Annotated in this window: 17 protein-coding genes and 2 pseudogenes; 9 read left to right on the forward strand and 10 right to left on the reverse strand. The window is 71.2% G+C overall.

The annotated features are described in order from the left end of the window. Positions 1-96: 96 nt before the first annotated feature. Positions 97-447: pseudogene (locus tag IF43_RS0105710) on the reverse strand (MerR family transcriptional regulator); the annotation flags it as partial. Between the two features lie 64 nt (positions 448-511). Here IF43_RS0105710 and IF43_RS0105715 point away from each other — a divergent pair. From IF43_RS0105715 to IF43_RS0105725, 3 genes are all read left to right on the forward strand, one after another. Beyond that, a complete protein-coding gene (locus IF43_RS0105715) occupies positions 512-1,651 on the forward strand; it encodes an alkene reductase (RefSeq protein WP_030194749.1) in 1,140 nt (379 codons plus the stop codon). A gap of 153 nt (positions 1,652-1,804) precedes the next feature. After that, positions 1,805-2,068 carry a hypothetical protein gene (locus IF43_RS0105720; RefSeq protein WP_030194751.1) on the forward strand — a complete coding sequence of 88 codons (264 nt, stop codon included), beginning with the start codon at positions 1,805-1,807 and terminating at the stop codon, positions 2,066-2,068. Positions 2,069-2,724: 656 nt separating this feature from the next. After that, positions 2,725-4,254: a ricin-type beta-trefoil lectin domain protein gene (locus IF43_RS0105725; protein WP_051794762.1), complete on the forward strand. Its 1,530-nt coding sequence runs from the start codon at positions 2,725-2,727 to the stop codon at positions 4,252-4,254. Between the two features lie 48 nt (positions 4,255-4,302). Here IF43_RS0105725 and IF43_RS0105730 read toward each other — a convergent pair whose 3' ends face one another. Beyond that, entirely contained in the window at positions 4,303-5,292 is a 990-nt protein-coding gene (locus IF43_RS0105730) for a helix-turn-helix domain-containing protein (protein ID WP_030194760.1), read from the reverse strand. 277 nt (positions 5,293-5,569) lie between these two features. On the opposite strand from IF43_RS0105730, the gene IF43_RS0105735 reads away from it, so the two are divergent. Continuing rightward, positions 5,570-5,902: a co-chaperone YbbN gene (locus IF43_RS0105735; RefSeq protein WP_030194763.1), complete on the forward strand. Its 333-nt coding sequence runs from the start codon at positions 5,570-5,572 to the stop codon at positions 5,900-5,902. Here the strand turns inward: IF43_RS0105735 and IF43_RS0105740 are convergent. Further along, complete coding sequence (locus tag IF43_RS0105740) at positions 5,899-6,753, reverse strand: endonuclease/exonuclease/phosphatase family protein (RefSeq protein WP_107048410.1); 855 nt, start codon at positions 6,751-6,753, stop codon at positions 5,899-5,901. The genes IF43_RS0105735 and IF43_RS0105740 overlap by 4 nt on opposite strands. 168 nt (positions 6,754-6,921) lie before the next feature. After that, a complete protein-coding gene (locus IF43_RS0105745; RefSeq protein ID WP_030194766.1) occupies positions 6,922-8,775 on the reverse strand; it encodes a peroxidase family protein in 1,854 nt (617 codons plus the stop codon). A gap of 439 nt (positions 8,776-9,214) precedes the next feature. Between IF43_RS0105745 and IF43_RS0105750 the strand changes: the two genes are divergently transcribed. Together IF43_RS0105750 and lepB are read left to right on the forward strand one after the other, a co-directional pair. After that, a complete protein-coding gene (locus IF43_RS0105750) occupies positions 9,215-10,060 on the forward strand; it encodes a hypothetical protein (RefSeq protein ID WP_030194769.1) in 846 nt (281 codons plus the stop codon). Positions 10,061-10,193: 133 nt separating this feature from the next. Beyond that, on the forward strand, positions 10,194-10,715 hold the full coding sequence (gene lepB, locus IF43_RS0105755; protein WP_051794764.1) for a signal peptidase I: 522 nt from the start codon (positions 10,194-10,196) through the stop codon (positions 10,713-10,715). A 113-nt stretch (positions 10,716-10,828) separates the two neighbouring features. On the opposite strand, the gene IF43_RS0105760 is transcribed toward lepB, so the two are convergent. The 3 genes from IF43_RS0105760 to IF43_RS41450 are packed head-to-tail and all read right to left on the reverse strand — an operon-like array spanning position 10,829 to position 13,121. Then, complete coding sequence (locus IF43_RS0105760; protein WP_030194793.1) at positions 10,829-11,761, reverse strand: glycosyltransferase family 2 protein; 933 nt, start codon at positions 11,759-11,761, stop codon at positions 10,829-10,831. Further along, positions 11,758-12,498: a hypothetical protein gene (locus tag IF43_RS0105765; protein ID WP_030194796.1), complete on the reverse strand. Its 741-nt coding sequence runs from the start codon at positions 12,496-12,498 to the stop codon at positions 11,758-11,760. The genes IF43_RS0105760 and IF43_RS0105765 overlap by 4 nt, the downstream gene beginning before the upstream one ends. Continuing rightward, complete coding sequence (locus IF43_RS41450) at positions 12,495-13,121, reverse strand: 2OG-Fe(II) oxygenase (protein ID WP_158939172.1); 627 nt, start codon at positions 13,119-13,121, stop codon at positions 12,495-12,497. The genes IF43_RS0105765 and IF43_RS41450 overlap by 4 nt, the downstream gene beginning before the upstream one ends. 199 nt (positions 13,122-13,320) lie before the next feature. Between IF43_RS41450 and IF43_RS41455 the strand changes: the two genes are divergently transcribed. The 3 genes and pseudogenes from IF43_RS41455 to IF43_RS0105780 all read left to right on the forward strand — a co-directional run bounded on the left by IF43_RS41455 (position 13,321) and on the right by IF43_RS0105780 (position 15,326). After that, the gene (locus IF43_RS41455; RefSeq protein WP_051794765.1) at positions 13,321-13,812 is read left to right on the forward strand and encodes a hypothetical protein; all 492 of its coding nucleotides are present in this window, start codon (positions 13,321-13,323) and stop codon (positions 13,810-13,812) included. Between the two features lie 32 nt (positions 13,813-13,844). Beyond that, positions 13,845-14,037: pseudogene (locus IF43_RS42390) on the forward strand (TetR/AcrR family transcriptional regulator); the annotation flags it as partial. Positions 14,038-14,216: 179 nt separating this feature from the next. After that, on the forward strand, positions 14,217-15,326 hold the full coding sequence (locus IF43_RS0105780; protein ID WP_030194802.1) for a mechanosensitive ion channel family protein: 1,110 nt from the start codon (positions 14,217-14,219) through the stop codon (positions 15,324-15,326). A 38-nt stretch (positions 15,327-15,364) separates the two neighbouring features. Here IF43_RS0105780 and IF43_RS0105785 read toward each other — a convergent pair whose 3' ends face one another. The 3 genes from IF43_RS0105785 to IF43_RS36105 form a co-directional block, all read right to left on the reverse strand. Beyond that, on the reverse strand, positions 15,365-15,631 hold the full coding sequence (locus IF43_RS0105785) for a hypothetical protein (RefSeq protein WP_030194805.1): 267 nt from the start codon (positions 15,629-15,631) through the stop codon (positions 15,365-15,367). A gap of 168 nt (positions 15,632-15,799) precedes the next feature. Beyond that, entirely contained in the window at positions 15,800-17,200 is a 1,401-nt protein-coding gene (locus IF43_RS0105790) for a hypothetical protein (RefSeq protein ID WP_158939174.1), read from the reverse strand. Between the two features lie 281 nt (positions 17,201-17,481). After that, entirely contained in the window at positions 17,482-18,093 is a 612-nt protein-coding gene (locus IF43_RS36105) for an RICIN domain-containing protein (RefSeq protein ID WP_030194810.1), read from the reverse strand. Between the last annotated feature and the right edge of the window lie 163 nt (positions 18,094-18,256).

Genomic DNA, 18,256 nt, shown 5'->3' on the forward strand with positions numbered 1-18,256 from the left:
CACCGAGCCGGTGTCGGCAGCCTGGCGACGAGCCCCCTCCCCGCGGGCAGCCTCGACCGTGTCGGTGCGTCGGGTGGCGGGGGCGTGCAGGGCGGCCGCGGCCGTGGCGATGACTTCGTCCAGCACGCCGCGGGACCGGACCAGGTCGGTGATCGTCCGATTGATGCGGTCCCGCTCCGCGGTGAGTTCGTCGACCAGCTGGGGTGTGGCGATCTCGTTCGGGGCACCGTCCGCGTCGCGCATGCACGGGAGCAACTGCGCGATCTTCCTGCTGTTCAGCCCGGCAGCGTAGAGTGCCTGGATGCGGATGACCCGGTCGATCGCCCAGTCACCGTAGTGCCGTTGGCCGCCGGGAGTGCGTTCGGCGTTCAGCAGCCCCTGCGTCTCGTAGTAGCGCAGCGACCGCTCGCTCACCCCACTGCGCCGCGCCAGTTCACCGATCCGCATTCCACCTCGCATGCTGAATGGGGGACTTGAACCTGACATTGATGTCAGGTTCTACCGTACCGGCATGACGAACACCCCGGTTGACTCCCGCCTCTTCGAACCCGCCCGCCTCGGCGCCCTGCACCTGCCCAACCGTCTGGTGATGGCGCCCATGACCCGCAACCGCGCCACGGCCGACGGCGTCCCGCAGCCCGTCATGGCGACCTACTACGCCCAGCGGGCCTCCGCAGGACTGATCATCGCCGAGGCCTCCACACCGAACGCCGTGGGACAGACGTACCCCAACATCACCGCGATCCACGACGAGGCGCACGTGGCGGGATGGCGACGCGTCACCGACGCCGTACGCGCCGCGGGCGGCCGGATGTTCCTGCAGTTGCAGCACGGCGGCCGGGTCGGCCACCCCGACAACAGCGGGCTGACGCCGGTCGCACCCTCGTCGGTCCCGCTCCCGGGGACGATCTTCACCCCGAGCGGGCATCAACCGGCCGTCGTACCCCGTGAGATGACGGTCGACGAGATCCGCTCCACCGTGGCCGACTTCGCCGCTGCCGCCCGCAACGCCATGGACGCGGGCTTCGCCGGAGTGGAGGTGCACGCCGCCAACGGATACCTCCTGCACCAGTTCCTCGCACAGGGGACCAACCACCGCACCGACGCCTACGGCGGCTCGGTGGCCGGCCGCATCCGGTTCACGGTCGAGGTGGCCCGAGCCGTCGCCGACGCGATCGGCCCCGAGCGGGTGGGTGTGCGGGTCGCGCCCGGACTGACCGTCAACGGCATCGACGAGGGCGACACCGAGGACATCTACCCGGCGCTCGTCGGAGCACTGGCCGATGCCGACCTGGCCTATCTGCACGTCGTGTTCGCCGACCCGGACCAGCCGCTCTTCCAGGACATCCGCAGGGGCTGGCCAGGCACGCTGATCGCCAACCCGGTACTGGGGTGGGGAGGCCCGCTGCCCGCCGACGGCGGCAGGCACGAGGCCGAGCGGCTGCTCGCCGCGGGAGCCGACCTGATCTCGCTCGGCCGTTCCTTCCTCGCCAACCCCGACCTGGTCGAACGGCTGCGCAGCGGCGCACCGCTGAACCCGGTGCGTGACGAGGGCCTGATGTACACGGGCGGCGCGACCGGGTACACCGACTATCCCGTGCTCGCCGGCACCCCTCGCCGAGCCGTGACACCCGAACCCGTGGGCACCTGACGGCCGCGGACCGGGCGGTGGGTGCGGCAGAGCCCGAGAACACGTCGAACCGGTCGCACGCCGGCCACCTCGCTGTGACAGGTCGGCCACGGACTGTGGCCGCCACCCGGGTGGGACTCGCACAGATAATCGAACACGTGTTTCCATTGGGGTGTGAGGCCCACGTTCCGCTTCCCCGAGGACCTGATCGCGCTCCAGGCAGCGTGGTCGCGTACGTACGCCGACCTCGCGCAGGCCCCCGCCACCGCGGGGACGACCGTCCTACGGCGCCGCCTGATCGCCCTCTCCGGGCTCCTGTACACCCACCCCTACTGGACCGCCCTCCCCGGCGGCGGCCGGCGGGCCGGCGGCGTCGATCTGCGCCGCGCCGCCCGCGCCGCCACCGCCCCGGGCCCCGGACGGGAGGCCGCGGCATGAGCCGGCCCATCGACGCCGCACCGGCACGGCCCGCGCACGGTCACCACCGAGCCGTGCGGCCCACGGAAGCGCCCTGGCCAAAGCCGTCTGCTCCGCGGGGCAGACAGCGATCGGGCGGTCGCCGTCCGGGGCTCGGTGCGCCAGGGCCGGCGCTGCGCCTTCGACGCTCGTCCGTGAGCGTTCCCGCACCGCCGCCCGTACCGGTCACACCGGTGCAGCCCGACGGGCAGGGCCAGCGAGCGCGTCCCGCTCCACGCGCGCCCGCAGCCCGGCTCCGAGGCGGGTGGGGCTCCGCCGGCCTCCGTGTTGCGGCTTCCCCAGGCCTGGAGGCGGCGGATCCCCACTCCGGACGAAGACGGTCTGGAGCACGTCGCTTGCACCGAATATCCAAGACGCTGGATCGTGCTCGCGGTACGCGCGGCGTGCAGGGTTTCCCGACGATCCGTGCAGCCGACCCCCGAGGCGGCGAGTTCGTGAGGGGGGTCGCGGATTTCGTGACGCCCCGGGATGCGGACCCGTATCCGAGGGGTTAGTGTTCTTCGCGGCCCCCAGGCGATCTCCGACCGTCCGCACACTGCGGCGCGGTCGCTTCTGTTCGTCTCCCCTCACGTGTTCCTCGTGAGGATCGCCTTGGAAGGTCACCACCACTCGTGCACATGCGCAGATGGATACCTGCGGCCACCCTGACCGCCGCCCTCACGGCCGCCGTCGGGGCGCCGTCGGCATCGGCGGACCCGGTCCATCCCGCCCACGTCGGGGCGGCGTTCGCGGTCGAGGCCGGCGTCCACCCGGCCCGCTCCGACTCCGGGCTCGCCCTCCCGGCCGGTTTCCCGGCGGCAGCAGCAGCCGATCCCGGCACCACCGCCTTCAAGGGGGTGAACTGGGCCGATGAGCGTGACAATTTCACTCCCGACGCGGTCGTGCTGTCGGGATTGGCGCCGACCGACGACTACGACACCGTCTATCGCAAGGCGAGCGCGGTGATCGAGGGCTTCCGGACCAGACTCGGCGCCGACACCGTACGACTGCCGGTCAACCCGCACACGGTCAACGGGCCGCGCTGGGGGGCGTACAAGGGCGCCATCGACGCCGCTTCCGCCCATGACTTCAAGGTCGTTCTCAGCTACTGGGAGTCTCCCAGCCCGACGACCGGAAAACCTGACGGGCTCATCGACGACCAAGCGGCCTACGGGAACATGTGGCGGACAGTCGTCGCTGCATACGCCGGTGACAGCCGCATCCACTTCGAGCCCATGAACGAACCCTTCGGGTATGCGGCGGGCCAGTGGGCCGACGTGGCCGCCACATGGCTCCGGGAGCATCCATCGGTTCCCCGGAACCGGGTTTTCGTCAGCGGAGTCGGCTACAACGGCGACGTCAAACCGGTCTGCGCGGATCCGCGCCTCGACGGTACGTACCTCTCCCTCCACTTCTACGGCTTCTGGCACCCCAGCTGGACGAGCCCCGCCCAGTGGGCGGCGGAGCTCAGGAGCAACATCGGGCGCTGCGCCGCGCGCACCGTCCTGGACGAGTTCGGCTCGCTCATGACGACGGGTTCGGACTACGACGGTCCGTCGAACGGCGATGCCTCGATCGCATACCTGCAGGCGACCACGAACACCGTCCGCGAACTGAAGATGGGCTCCGTCCTGTGGCCGGGGCTGCGCACAGGCGACTGGTACTCACTGACGCGGATCGATCCCGCGAGCGCCGGTTCCGACCTCAGGTTGCAGGTCACGAACCCCACAGGGCTGCACCGACTCACCTGGGCATGGGGCGCCGGGGCGCCGGCCCGTCCGACAGGAGCGATACGCGGGACCGGTTCCGGACGCTGCCTGGACGTCCCCGGCGCCGCGACGGACAACGGCACCGGGCTGATCATCTGGGACTGCAACCGCGGCGCCAACCAGCAGTGGACCTACACCGAAGCCGACGAACTGCGCGTGTACGGCAGCAAGTGCCTCGACGCGACTGCCGGTTCCGCCGCCGGCGCCAGACTCGTCATCCGCGACTGCAACGGCAGCCTCACCCAGAAGTGGACCATGGACGCCCAGCACGTCATCACCAGTCAAGCCAACGACCTGGTCGTCGACGTCGGCGGCGAAGCCACCGCCGGCGGCTCTGCCGTCGGTCTCTGGTACCGCAACGACAAGCCCAACCAGTACTGGAACCACACCACGGGCTGACGACGACCGAGGTCGCGCACCAGGGGAGAAGCCACGACGTCTCCGGTGCTAGGCCGCCTCGGGCCGTGCTGCGAGGGCAGCCGCGCGATGTTCGGTAGGCGTGACGCCGTACGCCTCCCGGAAGGCCCGGCCGAAGCCCGGGGCGCTGGTGAAGCCCCACCGGAGCGCAACGGTCTGCACGGCCCGCCCGCTCGACTCCGGGCGCTCGAGATCCTGGCGCGCGCCTTCGAGTCGGCCGTGGCGAATGCGGGCCGCCACGCTCATGGGCTGGTCCCGGAAGAGGTTGTACAGCGTGCGCAGGGAGATGTTGTGGTGGTCGGCGACCGCTCGCGGGGTCAGCTCGGAGTCGCCGAGGTTGGTGTCGATGAACCGGATGACCCGCTGCAACATCTCCTGAGCGCGGGCTTCGGCGGGTGCATCCTGAGGACGGCCGAGCTGCTGCGCCAGACACGCGGTCGCCAAGTCGACGGCGATGGACTCCATTGCCGCCAGCTCCGGCCGTTCGCAGGTTGCGCCCTGCGTGAGGAGGGTACTCAGGAAGCTCCTGAAGACCGCTGCGGTGCCGCGATCGCCGCGAATGGGCTGTGCAAGGAGGCGGTCGACCCTGTCGGGGCGCAGTGCCAGAGCCGAGCGGGGAATCTTCAGCACGGAAACCGAGGCCAGCCCGTCCGGGCTGCCCCCGTCGTTGGCCAAGGGCATGGAGCTGCTGGTCAACGCGAAGTCCCCCGCCGCCGTGATCACCGATCTGACGTCCCGTTGGGATATCTTCAGACTCCCCCGCCGGACCCATGCCAACTGGTAGTCCTCGGGATCGCCCCGGCGGATGTCGGCCGCCGTGCGGCGTGAGCTGACCGGCGAGAACGTGAAGGTCGACACCCTCGTGGCCCCGAGTTCCAGATCGGTGATCCGGGCACGGAAGTTCGTCCGGTCTCTCGTGTCCATGCTGAACGGCATCAGTTCATCGGAGACCGTGTCCCGGAACCACTCGAACCGGTCTCGTCTCGACAGTCCGACATCCGACACGTCCAGCACGTCCATGCGATCTCCAACTCCTGGTGCATACCGCACGATTATGAGCCGATGCCGGTGGCTCGACCGACCATTGACGCAGGCCAGAGGACTGCGAGTCGCGCTCTCGGACATCGGCGGGGCAGGCGGCGCTCGCGGTACGGGCCGACATGGACGCACCGTGCACCTGCGCACCGGCCCCACCCCGGCGGGGCTCCGCACGGCCCGGCGACCCGGTCCGGGACAATGGCCGTGGCGGAGCGCACGGAGGCGCCCGTCCGCGGATCGAGGAGAGGCAGGGCGGTCGATGGCGGCGGTCGGGGTGCACCAGGCACTGGAGGACGCGGAGTTCGACTTCGTGATGGCGCACGTCGAAGGGCCGGTGCTGGCGTACTTCTGGGGCGTGTGGTCGGAGGCCTGCAAGGAGCTCGAGCCGGTCCTGCGCGAACTGGCCCGGGAGTACGCCGGCCGCCTCTCGCTGGTCCGCACGGACCTCGTCCGATGCCCCACCACCACCCGCCGCTTCGAGGTCAAGTCCGCCCCCACCCTGGTCGTCATCCGCGACTGCAAGGCGGTGGCCACCGCCACCGGGCCGCTGACGGCGGCCGAGGTCAGGGCACTGGTCGAGCCCTACGTCTAGGTCGGGTCCAGGTCGGCGTACAGCAGGTGGTGGTCCGAGTAGGGGCTGGGGCGGACGCGGTGTGCGGCTCTGGTGATGCCGCGCAGGAACACGTAGTCGAACTTGCTGTTCCAATCGGTGGTCGCCGTGCAGACGTCGTCGCCGCCGGTCGAGGGCCGGCAGCCGGGATCCGCGTCCGCGGCCAGGGCCCACATCGGGCCGAGTTCGGGCGCGTCCGGCACGGCGTTGAAGTCGCCGAGGACGACCGCACGGTCGTGACGGGCGACTTCCTCGGCGAGTACCGCCACCTGGCCCGCCCGTACGTCCTCCTGCCGACGCTCGGCGAGGTGGGTGTTGAAGACGCGGACGGGCCGGCCGCCCACCAGCGTGGTGACGGCCAGGTAACCACGGTCCTCGGAGCCGCCGTCGGGGTACTCGACGCTCACCCGGTCCGTCATCGGCGCAGCCGACAGGATCGCCTGGCCGAAACCGCCCGGCCGCCACGGCAGCCCCCCGCAGCGGTTCCAGTTCCGCAGGACCGGCCCGTACGCGACCCGGTAGACCAGCCCGTAGACCTCCTCCAGGTACCTGCGGATCTGCTCGACGTCACGTACGCACGCCTCCTGCAGGCCGATGACCTGCGGCGCGTACGTGGCGATCTCCGTCGCCCGGCCGAAGTCGTTCCCGCTCCCGCACGGATTGCAGACGTTCCACGTGCCGACCCGGCCCGGTACGACCTCCTCGGCGGCGGCACGCGGCAGCCGCCCCGTGGGAGGGGTCCCGGCCGGCGGCGCACCGGGGCCCAGGAGCAGGACCGTGCAGACCGCGGCCATCGCGCCCGCGGCCCACCGCGCGCCCCTGCTCAGCACCATCGCCTCCCCGGAGTGGACGCACATCATCACACGACACCCGCGACGCAGCACGTCGGCGAGCGGCGCCCGGAGCAGGTGCCGCGGGGGCTCCCCCCTGCGGGCCGTGCGACTCGTTCCTCCTGCGGTGCGGCGGCTCTGCCCCCGGGCCGAGCGGACCCTCCTCGGCGGTCAGGAACGGCTCGTGCCGTCCTGCGCCCTGTGCCAGGGCACGAACGCGTTCGTCAGCCCCGCCAGGGCCGCGCGCAGTTCGGGGTGGTGTCGCAGGATCACCGTGGCCATGGTGTTGTCCTCGATCCAAGCCATGCCGGCCTTGGAGTACACCTCCGGGGTGTAGTGCGCGGTGAAGAAGCGGTCGCTGCTCAACCTGACCGAAGCCATCAGGATGAAGATCCGGAACGCGGTGTTGCTGAAGGTGAACCCGGCCGGGAGCCTCTCGGCGTACATCCCGATCATCAGGTCGACCTTCTCGATGTCGTTCCCGTACAGCCGCGCGATCTCCCTGGCCCACGTCGGATTGTCCGTCAGATCCTCGAAGTCCGCCGCCGGCTTCATCCGCAGGAGCCGCCGGAACTCGTTGTAGCGGGGAACTCCCAGCTCCCGGCTGCGCAGGATGTCGGTGGCGGCGAGGTCCTGCACGTGCCCGTCGGGTCGCTGGTAATCCTGCAGGAACTTCGGGAAGTTGTGCAGGGTGACCAGACCCGGGTGGAGCGTGCCGAAACTGTAGAGCAGGTCGGCCATGTTCGTGCTCCCGAGGACCTTCAGCGCTTCGGGTCCGGAGATCTCTCGCAGGGAGCACCGGCGCAGGGTCCCGTCGTCGGCGGCCGAGCGCAGGTGCCAGTCGTCGCGGACCAGCGGGTGCATGCGGTAGATGGCGACGAACTCCTCGGTGAGGGCGAACGGGGCGCCGTAGTGGTCCGTCTCCGCGCCGGGGATGCCGCTGACGAGGTCGCTGTCGCTGATCCGGCCGAGAAGCTCGTGGACGCGCTCCTCCGCGAGACCCCACCAATTGGTCCGCAGGGCCTTGACCGTCGTGGGATGGCTGATGACGGCCGGGGTCCACTCCACGGTGTGGATCTTGGCGATGAGTGCGGAGTTGACGAGCCGCGCCCGCTGGAACAGCTCCTCGTCCCCCCATGACGGGTATGCGGCGTGCAGGTGGTCGCAGATGGCGTTGTGCTCGCGGGCGAACAGGCTCTGCATGATCATCAGGCCCAGCCAGAAGCCGGGCACCCGCGACGGGTCGCGGGACGGGTCGGCGAACGGGGTCTGCCCGTCGTCCCACAGCCGCAGCCTGCCCATCTCACCGGTGCGCAGGTGGCGTTGCTCCGCCTCACTCGACCCGTAGATCTGCGAGGCGTCCCACCAGTGGGAGGAGACGTTGACGCGCGTGTCGGGCATGTCGGTACCCGCCTGCGGGTCCCGGGTCGGGTCTTCGCGCGTCCGCATGATCCGCATCGGGTTCTCGGGCCAGGGGTCGTCGTCCATGAGGGGCACTTCCCAGGGCCGGTCCTCGGGACCCGTACCGTGACTGAACCAGTCACGGATCATGAACTGCAGCCAGGTGGCGACGAGGGAGTTGACCGACTCGGCCGGGATCAGCTCCTGACGGGTGAGCAGGGCTCGGCTGACCTCCCGCGGGTTGGGCCGGGACAGGACGTCCTCGGGCGTGGCCGGCGCGATCTTGTCCAGCGGGATGTTGCGGTTGAAACGTGTGCCCGCCATGCCCATCCGAGGCTCGTCGAGGTCGTTGAAGCTGCCGTCGGCGCTTCGGTTGACCTTGTGGTTCTCGGACTTCGGCCCGGGATCGGGAAGGTTGACCGAGGGCAGGTGCGTGGTGTCGTGGAGGTTCTCCTGGCGGAGCCTCACGCGGAGTCCGTAGAGCACCGCCAGGCCGGGTATCACGGCCAGCCTGTCCCAGCCGATGCGCCGGTCGACGTACTCGGCGAGGCCGCCGGCGGTTCGCCACGCCCACGAGGTGGACGAGGAGCCGGAGCGGCGAACGAGGGAGCGTGCTGCGCGCATGATCGTACTCCTTGGCAGGATGCGCATGGGGACGGCGGCGGGGGCGCCGCGGTGGTACCCCCGGTTCCCGCCGGGGCCGTGCCGACAGGCCGGTGATCCCGGGGAGGGCTCCGACCGGCAGTGATCGGCATGGAATTCACCCTAGGAGAACGTCGGGCCGGCCGCACGTCGGAACAGCCGCCACAATCGGCAACTATTGCGGATCGAAGGCTTGAATATTCGCCGTTCTCGACTTTTCTGCGACCCCGGGACGGCATGCGCCGCGCAGATGCGGATCCCGGCGGCGGAAGTTACGGTGATTTCGATATGCGGAAAGGCGCATCGAGGGGCCTTCGCCTTCTACCGGGTAAAGGTGTTGCGAAATTCCGGGCGGGGGCCGTTGGAGAACAATCGGGACTCCGGATATGGGATTCGGACTGCCAGGATGTGGAGAGGTCTCATGCTCAGTGTCATCATGACGTGCGCGGCAATCGGCCTGATGGGCTTGATGGTGCGCTGTGCGCGGTCCGTGCACGCGGACCTGAAGTGCGGCGACGCCCCGATGCATTTCGACGACGGACTCGTGGTCACCTGGGCGGGGCCGGCACCCGAAGAAGCGCGGGTGAAGCTGGGAAACGGCGACATATTCACACAGGTGGAGCAGGTGACCGGGTCGGGGATTCCGGCGGCATATCCGGAGAAATACCTGGAGAACCTTCGGACATCCGAGGTCTTCAACGCGAGCATGGCGTGGACCTCTGACGAGCTGGTGCGCTGGCAGGAACGCCACGGAATCGAGATGGAACCCGAGGCCATGAGCGTGTTCCAAAACTATCTCGACACCGGTCACCGCATTCTCATGACGCTGGTGGACCATCCGAACGTCTCGGATCCGGGATCGTTCGTGGCGTGCAGCCTGGTGCTCCAGCGGGCCGTGATCGTCTACAACGGCCGCCGGCAGGACCTGTTCCTGCGTTCGTACTTCCACAGCGCGCGGACCGACTCGTCGGAGTACGTCAACTTCGCGCCCGGTGGCAGTGTGCACTACTCCTTCAAGACGGATACGGCGTGGTTCCCGTTGGAGCTGACCCGCCTGATCTCCGAACCGGCCTCCTACGTCGAGTTGGACATCGTCACCCCCGAGGAGTTCGACGAGGCTCTTCTGCCGGCTCCGTTCTCGGGGCGGACGAGCGGGCCCGTGCTCCTCGGGGACGTCAAGTACCAGGTGCGGCGCGCCTCTGCCGTCTTCAAGGTGGGTGCAGGTCAACAAGCAGCCATCCCGGACTTCAGGATGCCGCTGGGTTGACCGGGCCGTTCCGCGTCGTGTCGTCGGCGCGTGCCACGGGCCCCGCCGCGGGGAGGGCCGGCTGGTCGGGTCGGCCCTCCCAGGGTTGGCGGCCGAGGGAGAGAACGGGCTCGACGAGCCGGGGAGGTGACGGGTGCGAACGGCAGAGCTTGTCTACCTGGCCGGGTTGACGCTGGCGTTCTCGGTGGTCACGTCGTTCACCTGTGTCGTCCGCGTGGTGTCCGAGTCGATGGCGCCGACGCTCCTGGTCGACGACCGGCTCCTGGTGATCCGCAGGGCCGCGCTGACGCGGTGCTTCCCGGCTCGCGGCCAGATCGTGGTCTTCACCGCTGACGCCGCGGGAGGAAGCGTCCGGCGCAGGATGGTCAAGCGGGTGGCCGCCACGGGCGGGGAGAGCATCAGTGCCGGTGCCGATCTCCCGGCGGACGGCGTGGTCCACGACGCGGCGCGGCCACGAGGACAGGGACGGGTGGGCGAGGTCGGACGCGTCGACGTACCGGCGGGCAGCGTCTACGTGCTCGGGGACAACAGGCCCGTTTCGCGCGACTCGCGGGAGTACGGGTGCATCCCTTTACGCCAGGTGACGGGCCTGGTCGTTCTCGTGGTGTGGCCCCTGCGCCGGGCGCGCGTGCTCCGGCGCTCCCCTCCGTCCTGAGGGCCGGACCGCGGGCCCCGCCCGTGGCGCTGCTCGCCGGGGCGCTGCTCGCCGGGTCCGGCTCGCCGGCGGCCCGGGCGTTCCGGCACGGGGGTCGCCTCGGGACGCGGGCGTCATCTCCAGTCGCCGAACCGCTTGAAGTAGGCCTCCACGGAGCGCACACCGGTCGCACCGACCGCGGCCCGCTGTGCTTCCCAGTCGCCCGCGAACGCCTCGACCAGCACCTCGGCGGCCCTCGGTGTGCCGATCACCTTGCGCAGGCACTCCTCACGACGAGGACCGTCGAAGTGGACGAGGGCGACCCGCGCCACGTTGTACGCGCGGCTCGTGGAGCTCAGGCGGTACGGGGGGTGCGGGCGGAACCGGTGTGCCAGCCGCGCCCCCGGGACGGCCAGCACGTCGACCCCGCCGCGCCACGCCCGGAGACCGAAGTCCACGTCCTCCAGGCCGAGTTCGCGGAAGTCACCGAAGCCGCCCAGCCGTTCGAACGTCGCCCGGCGGACCGCGAGGCAGCCGCCGGGCGCGAGGGGCACGGGGTACGGGGCGGTGCAGCCGGGCTCGGGAGGCAGCCAGCGCACCCGTAGGTGGGCGTCGACCAGCCGCGCCCCGCAGCCCTCCGCCGGGCTGCCGACGTCGCGCACGGCGGGCGCGAGGACGGCGTCGGGCCCGGCGTCCAGCGCGGCCCGCAGCAGGGCCAGACAGTCCCGGTCCAGCCGGCAGTGTGCGTCGAGGAACACCAGGTGCGTGCCGCGGGCGAGCCGGGCGCCGGCGTTACGGGCCGCCGCGACCCCGCTGCGCCGGATGCGGTGGACCACGACCCCGCGGGCCCGCCACTCCGGCCGCTGCAGCACCTCGCAGCTGCCGTCGGTGCCGCCGTCGTCGACGACGACCGTCTCGTCCGCGACCACGGATCCGGCGAACACGGACTCGAGGGTCGCGTGCAGCTCCGCGCCCTCGTCCAGCGTCGAGACGACCAGCGAGAGCGTCGACGCCCGCGCGCCGACCCGTACGGGAGCGGGCGACGGCGCCGACGACGTACGGCTCATGTCGCCGCCGGGCCGGGGGTGCCCGGCGGGACCCCCGCGGGCGGCAGCGTGGCGACCGGATCGATCAGTCCGGGCAGCACGGCCGCGTACCGGAGCGAGTCCTGCAGGTAGGCCGTGAGTCCGGCGGCGAGCGCGAAGTGGTAGGACGCCAGCCGGTCGAGCTCCGCACCGTCCAGGCTGAGCGCCAGCAGGTCGCCGACCCGGAGTCGGGCCAGGCCCAGCGCGTCGATCACGTTCCGGGGCGGGGCGGAGAACTCCAGGTAGTCGGCGAAGTCGGTGGACGACCGGAAGTCCGCCTCGGCGAAGCCGGCTTGCTCGAGGGCGCGCTCGACCACCCGGTCGCCCTGGCGCACCAGATAGCCCGCCGACGGCACGTCGGCCTCGTGCAGGTACTCGAGCAGGTGCTTCGTCAGGGCGCCGACGAGGCCGATGTTGGTGGCGTTGCGCCGGTCGGTCAGGACCGGTGTGAGGTGGGCCCGGTCCTCGGTTCCGAGCACGGCGATGGCCACCGCCTCGATCGTCTGCGACCCGATGCCCTTCGGCGGCCACGGCCGCTCCGTCGCGGCCAGCGCCAGGACGAGGCCGCGCCCGGACAGCAGCGGCTCCAGTACTTCGGTGAAGAGGTACGGGTAGCCGTTGCGGCGGCAGAACGTCGCGAGCGCGGTCCGCGTCTCGAGGTCGGCCTCACCGGACACACGCATCCGGACCGACTCGTTGGCGGGAGAGTGGACGGTCATCGCGGGCCTCCGAGCGCGGGGGAGCTGGCACTGGACATCCACCCGGCGACCGCGTAGCGCGTACCGTCCAGCACGGTCGCCACCTCGTGCATCAGTGCGGACCGGAACAGCAGCAGCATCCCCGGCTCCGGCACGACGACGACGCGCCGGTCGCGCAGGCGGGGGTCGGTCTCGTAGACGGTGAGTGCGCCGCCGTCGAACGTCGGCAGCGCCGGGGTGGCGCGGCGGCCGTTGAGGTAGAGGAGCAGCGACCAGCGGTGGGCCGCGAGCCGCGGCGGATCGTCCTTGTGGTTGGCGACGTCGCGGTGCGCACGGAAGTAGCTGCCCTTCTCGTACGACATGAAGTACGGGCCGTACAGGAAGTCCGCGTCCGAGTCGAACGCGGCGCGGTGGTCGTCGAAGTAGGACGCCATGCGCTCGCCGATGCGCCGTTTGCGGTCTTCGGGGAAGTGGTGGTCGAAGCAGAGGCGCAGGGACTCGTCCAGGAGCGATTCGCCCGCGCGGACGACCTGGGCCGGCTCACGGGGTGACCGGTCCATGGCCCGGATGACGTCGGCGCACTCCTCGGCCGACAGGAAGCCGGGGACCGAGGCCACGTTCTGCGTCCTGAAGTGGGGTCGCATGTCCTGACGCCTCCCGGTCGGGTACGTCTCGTGGGGGTGGCTCCACACTCCTGCACGCCGGACCGGCGCACCAGGACCGGCGCGCCGGACTACCCCGCGCGGCGGAACGCCACCGGTGGGGCGGGGGCTGCGCGCGCCGGTGGGCGGGGGCTGCGCGCGGCGGTGGGCGGAGGGGTCTGCGGGCGAACAGAATGCTGCCGTGCATCGCATCGAGTTCTTCACGTACGGGGCGAACGCCAGATGGGGCGTCCGGGTGGACGGGACGGACCTGCGGGAGCCGCTGGTCGACGCCGTCCGGGGGGTGTGGGAGGCCGAGGACTTCTTCCGGGAGAAGTCCCCGCAGGAGCGGGAGCAGTTCCTGCGGCACCAGTACGGCGGCCTGACCGCCGAGGACTTCGCCGACGGGCCCGACGCGGCGGCACGCCACTTCCTGGGCGGGGCGCGGGGCCGGTTGTGGGACCTGGCGACCGGGACGACGGTGGTGCTCGGCTGCGTGTGCGGGGTGTGGGAGTGCGGGCCGCTGTACGCGCGCATCGACGCCACCGCCGACACCGTGACCTGGTCCGGCTTCCGGATGCCGTACCGACCGGTGGGGGACGTACTGCCGCTCGGGCCGTACGCGTTCGACCGCGACGCCTACGTACGGGCGCTGACCCACCCGCCCCACCTGACCGAGGATCCGTTCTCCTGAGTCGTGTGCACCGAGCGGATCTCGACCAGTCGGCGGCAGCGGCCGGCGTCGGCAAGGGCACCCTCTTCCGCGCCTTCGGCGACCGGGCCGGCCTGCTGCGGGCGCTGTACGGACGTCGCCGGCCTGGCCGAACCCGGCTTCACCGCCCACGCGCTGCTCGCGGCGACCCGCGCCGACCTCGTCGAGCACCTGGCCGGCCGGGAAGGGGTGCCGCGCGAGCGACTGGGGTCCGGCTGCGGGGGCTGTGGGGCCATGGGCCAGGATGGAAGTCCGTTCGGAATGCGTACGTCCGCTCAACGTGACTGCGCGCGACACGACCTGACAGGTGACAAGGTGACGACACAGCACATACGGCGGGCCGCGGCGGCCCGCTCCCTCGCCCTCGGCACTCGGGGGGCCGGCCGGTGATCCGCGACCTCGTCCTGCACGACTGGGTGGTGGCCGGTATCGCGCTGGCCTCCGGCTGTGCGGCCGGTCTGGTGCTGCGGGCTCTGATGAAGTGGCTGGGCAAGCACGCGAGCAGGACCAAGTGGAGCGGGGACGACGTCCTCGTCGACGCGCTGCGCACGATCGTCCCCTGGGCGGCCGTGATCGCCGGGGCCGCGGTGGCCGCTTCCGCCCTGCCGCTCACCGTGCGCGTCGGGGGGCTGGTCGACCAGTCGCTGACGGCGGTGCTCATCGTCATCGCCACGCTCAGCGCGGCTCGGGTGGTGGCCGGGCTGGTGCAGTCGGTGGCCGCGTCCCGGACGGGCGTCGCGGCGTCGGCGACCATCTTCGTCAACATCACCCGGATCGTGGTGCTGACCATGGGCGTCCTCGTGGCACTGGAGACCCTCGGGGTGTCCATCGCCCCGCTGGTCACCGCCCTCGGGGTGGGCGGCCTGGCCGTGGCGCTGGCGTTGCAGGACACCCTCGCCAACCTGTTCGCGGGAGTGCACATCCTCGCCTCGAAGACGGTCCAGCCGGGTGACTACATCCGGCTCAGCAGTGGGGAGGAGGGGTACGTCGTCGACATCAACTGGCGCAACAGCGTCGTGCGGAACCTGTCCAACAACCTGGTGATCATCCCCAACGGCCGGCTGGCGCGGACGAACATGACGAACTATTCGCAGCCCGAGCAGAAGCTGTCGATCCTGGTCCAGGTCGGGGTCGGCTACGACAGCGACCTGGAGCACGTGGAGAAGGTCACCCTCGACGTCGTCGACAGCGTGATGGCCGACATCACCGGCGGGGTACCCGACCACGAGGCCGCCGTCCGCTTCCACACCTTCGCGGACTCCAGGATCAACTTCACGGTGATCCTGGGCGTCGGCGAGTTCAGCGACCAGTACCGGATCAAGCACGAGTTCATCAAGCGCCTGCACCAGCGCTACCGGACCGAGGGCATCTCGATCCCCGCGCCCACGCGCACGGTCGCGCTTCAGCGGGACCAGGGCGGAGCGCCCCCGTCCCTTCCGCCGGTGCCGCACCAGCGGGACGCGTCGTCCGGGACCCTGGCGGACCGGCGGCGGTAGCCGGCGCGGAGGCCGGGGTTCGGTGTGCAGGGACGTGCTCAGGCAGCGGCGCCCCGGCCGTGGCGCATGCCGGGGGCGTGCTCGGCGTCGAGCTGCTCCTCCAGGTCCTGGAGGAAGGCGCCGTGGGCGTCGAGGAGGCGCTGCGCGGCGGCCATGCCGGCGGCTCGGGCGCCGGTGGTGTCCTCGGTGATCAGCCGCTGCACGTACTGGTTGAAGTCCAGGCCGCGAGCGGCGGCCGCGTCCTTCCCGGCGGCCAGGACGGCCGGCTCCAGGCGGAGTTGGGTCTGCTTCTTCGCAGTGCTCATACCCGGAAGGTAGCAGGGTGGTAGCAGTCCGGGTACCGGCTGCCGGGTTCCGCCGGCCAAGCGGCCGCCGGAACCCGTCGCAACCGGTCGTCAGCGGTCATCAGCGGTCGGGACCCGGGCTTCCCCGTGTCACCGGCCCGCCGGCAGTCCTGCGCGGGCTACGGGCGGCTACGGGCGGGCCAGGATGTCCGTCACGCGGTGCGCGTAGATCACCCGGCCGCAGGGCGAGCCGGAATCGGTGCAGGTCGGGTCCGCGGTGTCCATGCGGTGTTCGGTCAGCGACCAGAGGTACTGCGTACCGCCGCCCGGCACACCCTGTCCGTGCTCGAAGGACAGGTCCTCCGGACCGACCGCGTTGGTGATGTTGGCTCCGTAGTCCACCAGGCGGCCTCCGGAGACGGTCGCCCGGCGGAGGCTGCCGCTGTGGGTGGTCCAGCTGCGGTTGAAGTAGTACATGCCTCCGTAGCGTGCCGCGCCCTGGGTGAGGTCGCGGGGCAGGTAGAACGCGCCCGTCGCGGTGACCACGCCGTTGGTCGACTTCAAGAGGCCGGTGGTGTCGTCGATCGGCAGTGCGCCGACCCGGCCCTTCTCGGGGTGCGTGTCGTCGGAGTCGCAGTACTCGCCCATGATCAGCGCCGGGGCGGCGGGGGCACTGCGGTCGACGGAGACGTACGACGCCTTCGGGGCTCCGGTGGCCGCACACGTCGCAGCGGAGGAGTTGCCCTGGCTGCTGACGAACGTGTAGGAGGCCACCTGCGGCATCACGTACCGGTACGTGTAGCTGTAGTAGACGTTGTCCTGCCGGCCGATCCGGGTGTCGTCCCGGACGTTGCTCTTCAGGCCGTCCAGCGTCGTGTCGTCCACGGAGGCGTTCTGGTCGGGGTTGAGGTCCAGGATGGACCGCATGTCGAAGACCCGGAGGCCGTTCAGGGTGTCCGCGACGTAGAGGTAGTACTTGTACCAGGCCAGGCCGCCCGCGTGGACGTCGATCGCCTTGTAGGAGACGTGTCCGTAGCTGTTGTGGTACGGCTCCACCAGCAGGACGTGGCGGTACCGCCGGCCGTCGGGGTCGCCCGGGACGGCCGTCTCCGGGTCGAGGAACGACAGCCGCACGCCCTTGCCGCCGACCTTGTCGTACCAGGCGGTGACCAGTGGCTTGCGGGAGCCCCACAGCTCGTCGGACTGGGCGTCCGAGACGCCGGTCATGCCCTGGGGTATCCATTCCTCGGTGGCGGAGTCGCCGGGGTCCCAGCAGAGTTTCCTGGCGGGCGCCAGCACCTTGCCGTCGTCGCCGGAGCCGAACGGGTCCGTGGTGCAGGACGCGCCCGTCTTCGCGACCCTGTTGCCCTGGTCGAGCAGGAGCTGAACGCCCGCCGTGGGCAGGGCCGCTCTGAGATCGGCCACCTGGCCGCTCAGGTCGGGTCCGGACGTGAGGTTGAAGGAGGCCGCGGGCGCCGGGTCTCCGGGGGCCGCCTGGGCGGGGGAACCGATCACCGGAACCGAGAGGACCGCCGCGACTGCGGCGGCCGTCCAACCGGCGTACCTGCGACGGGCGTTACGGGGTGACATCGCTGATTGTCCGACCTTCGCTCTGGGGAGGGAGCGAAGATCATACGAACGGCCGGCGGGCGTCCCCGATGCCGGGGCGGTCACAGCGGTCGTGGGTCCCGGTCGAGGCTGCGGGTTTCGCGGGACGCGGGTCCGCGTCAGGGAGCGGTGCGCCGCGCGGCGCGCACGCCGCAAGGGCGCCCGACCTCCCCCGATGGTCGGGCGCCCCCTCCCCCGTTGCGGTGCGCGTCCCCCACGGCACCGCACGGCGCCCGGCGGCGCCGGTCCGCGGCGGGCGACCGTCAGGCGGTCTGCCACCAGTGGTCGTCGCCGTAGCTGGTGCTGCACGTGTAGACGCCGACCCGGAGGTCGTTGGTACCGTCCGCGAGGCCGGCGACGTCCAGGCACACGGGTCGGCCGGCGCTGTACGAACGGGCGTTGACGAGCCGGAAGGCGCGGCCGGCGGAGTCCCACCACTGGTACCAGAGCTGGTTGTCCGCCGTGGTGTTCTGGCAGGGGTAGAAGCCGACCGTCGAGTTGCCGGGTACGCCCGTTCCGGGCAGGTCCAGGCACAGCGACTGGTTCTTGACGTTGCGGATCAGGAAGCCGTCGACCCCGTCGGTGAGGTCCCACATCTGGTTGTCGCCGGCGCCGCGGAGGCAATCGTGCTGCTGCACGATGCTCCCCATGTCCGGGGCGCCGTAGTCCGGCACGTCCAGGCACTTGTGCGTCGTGTAGTTGAACAGCAGGACGCCGTACACCGAGTCCGTCCGCGCCTGCGAGGTGCCCGCCGCCAGCAGGTTGAGCGCCAGTGCGGACAGCACCGCCGCGATGACGGCCGCCAGGCGGAGCGGGCGGCGCGGCCCGGGCGGGCGGGTGCGGGGACGGGTGGACAGGGCAATGGGTCGGGGCATGCGGGGTTCCTCCCCCTCGGGTCGGGCCGACGGTGCGGCCCCCGGCCGGCGATCGGCCGATCCGACTCTCGGCCGCCGGACGGTTGTTGCGCTGCCCCGATCGGGCCGTGAAACAACAGGGCCGCCACGCCCGCACACGGCGCGAAGACGCCTTGTGGCACGG

This window comes from Streptomyces sp. NRRL S-87 (assembly GCF_000719335.1).
Classification (GTDB): Bacteria; Actinomycetota; Actinomycetes; order Streptomycetales; family Streptomycetaceae; genus Streptomyces.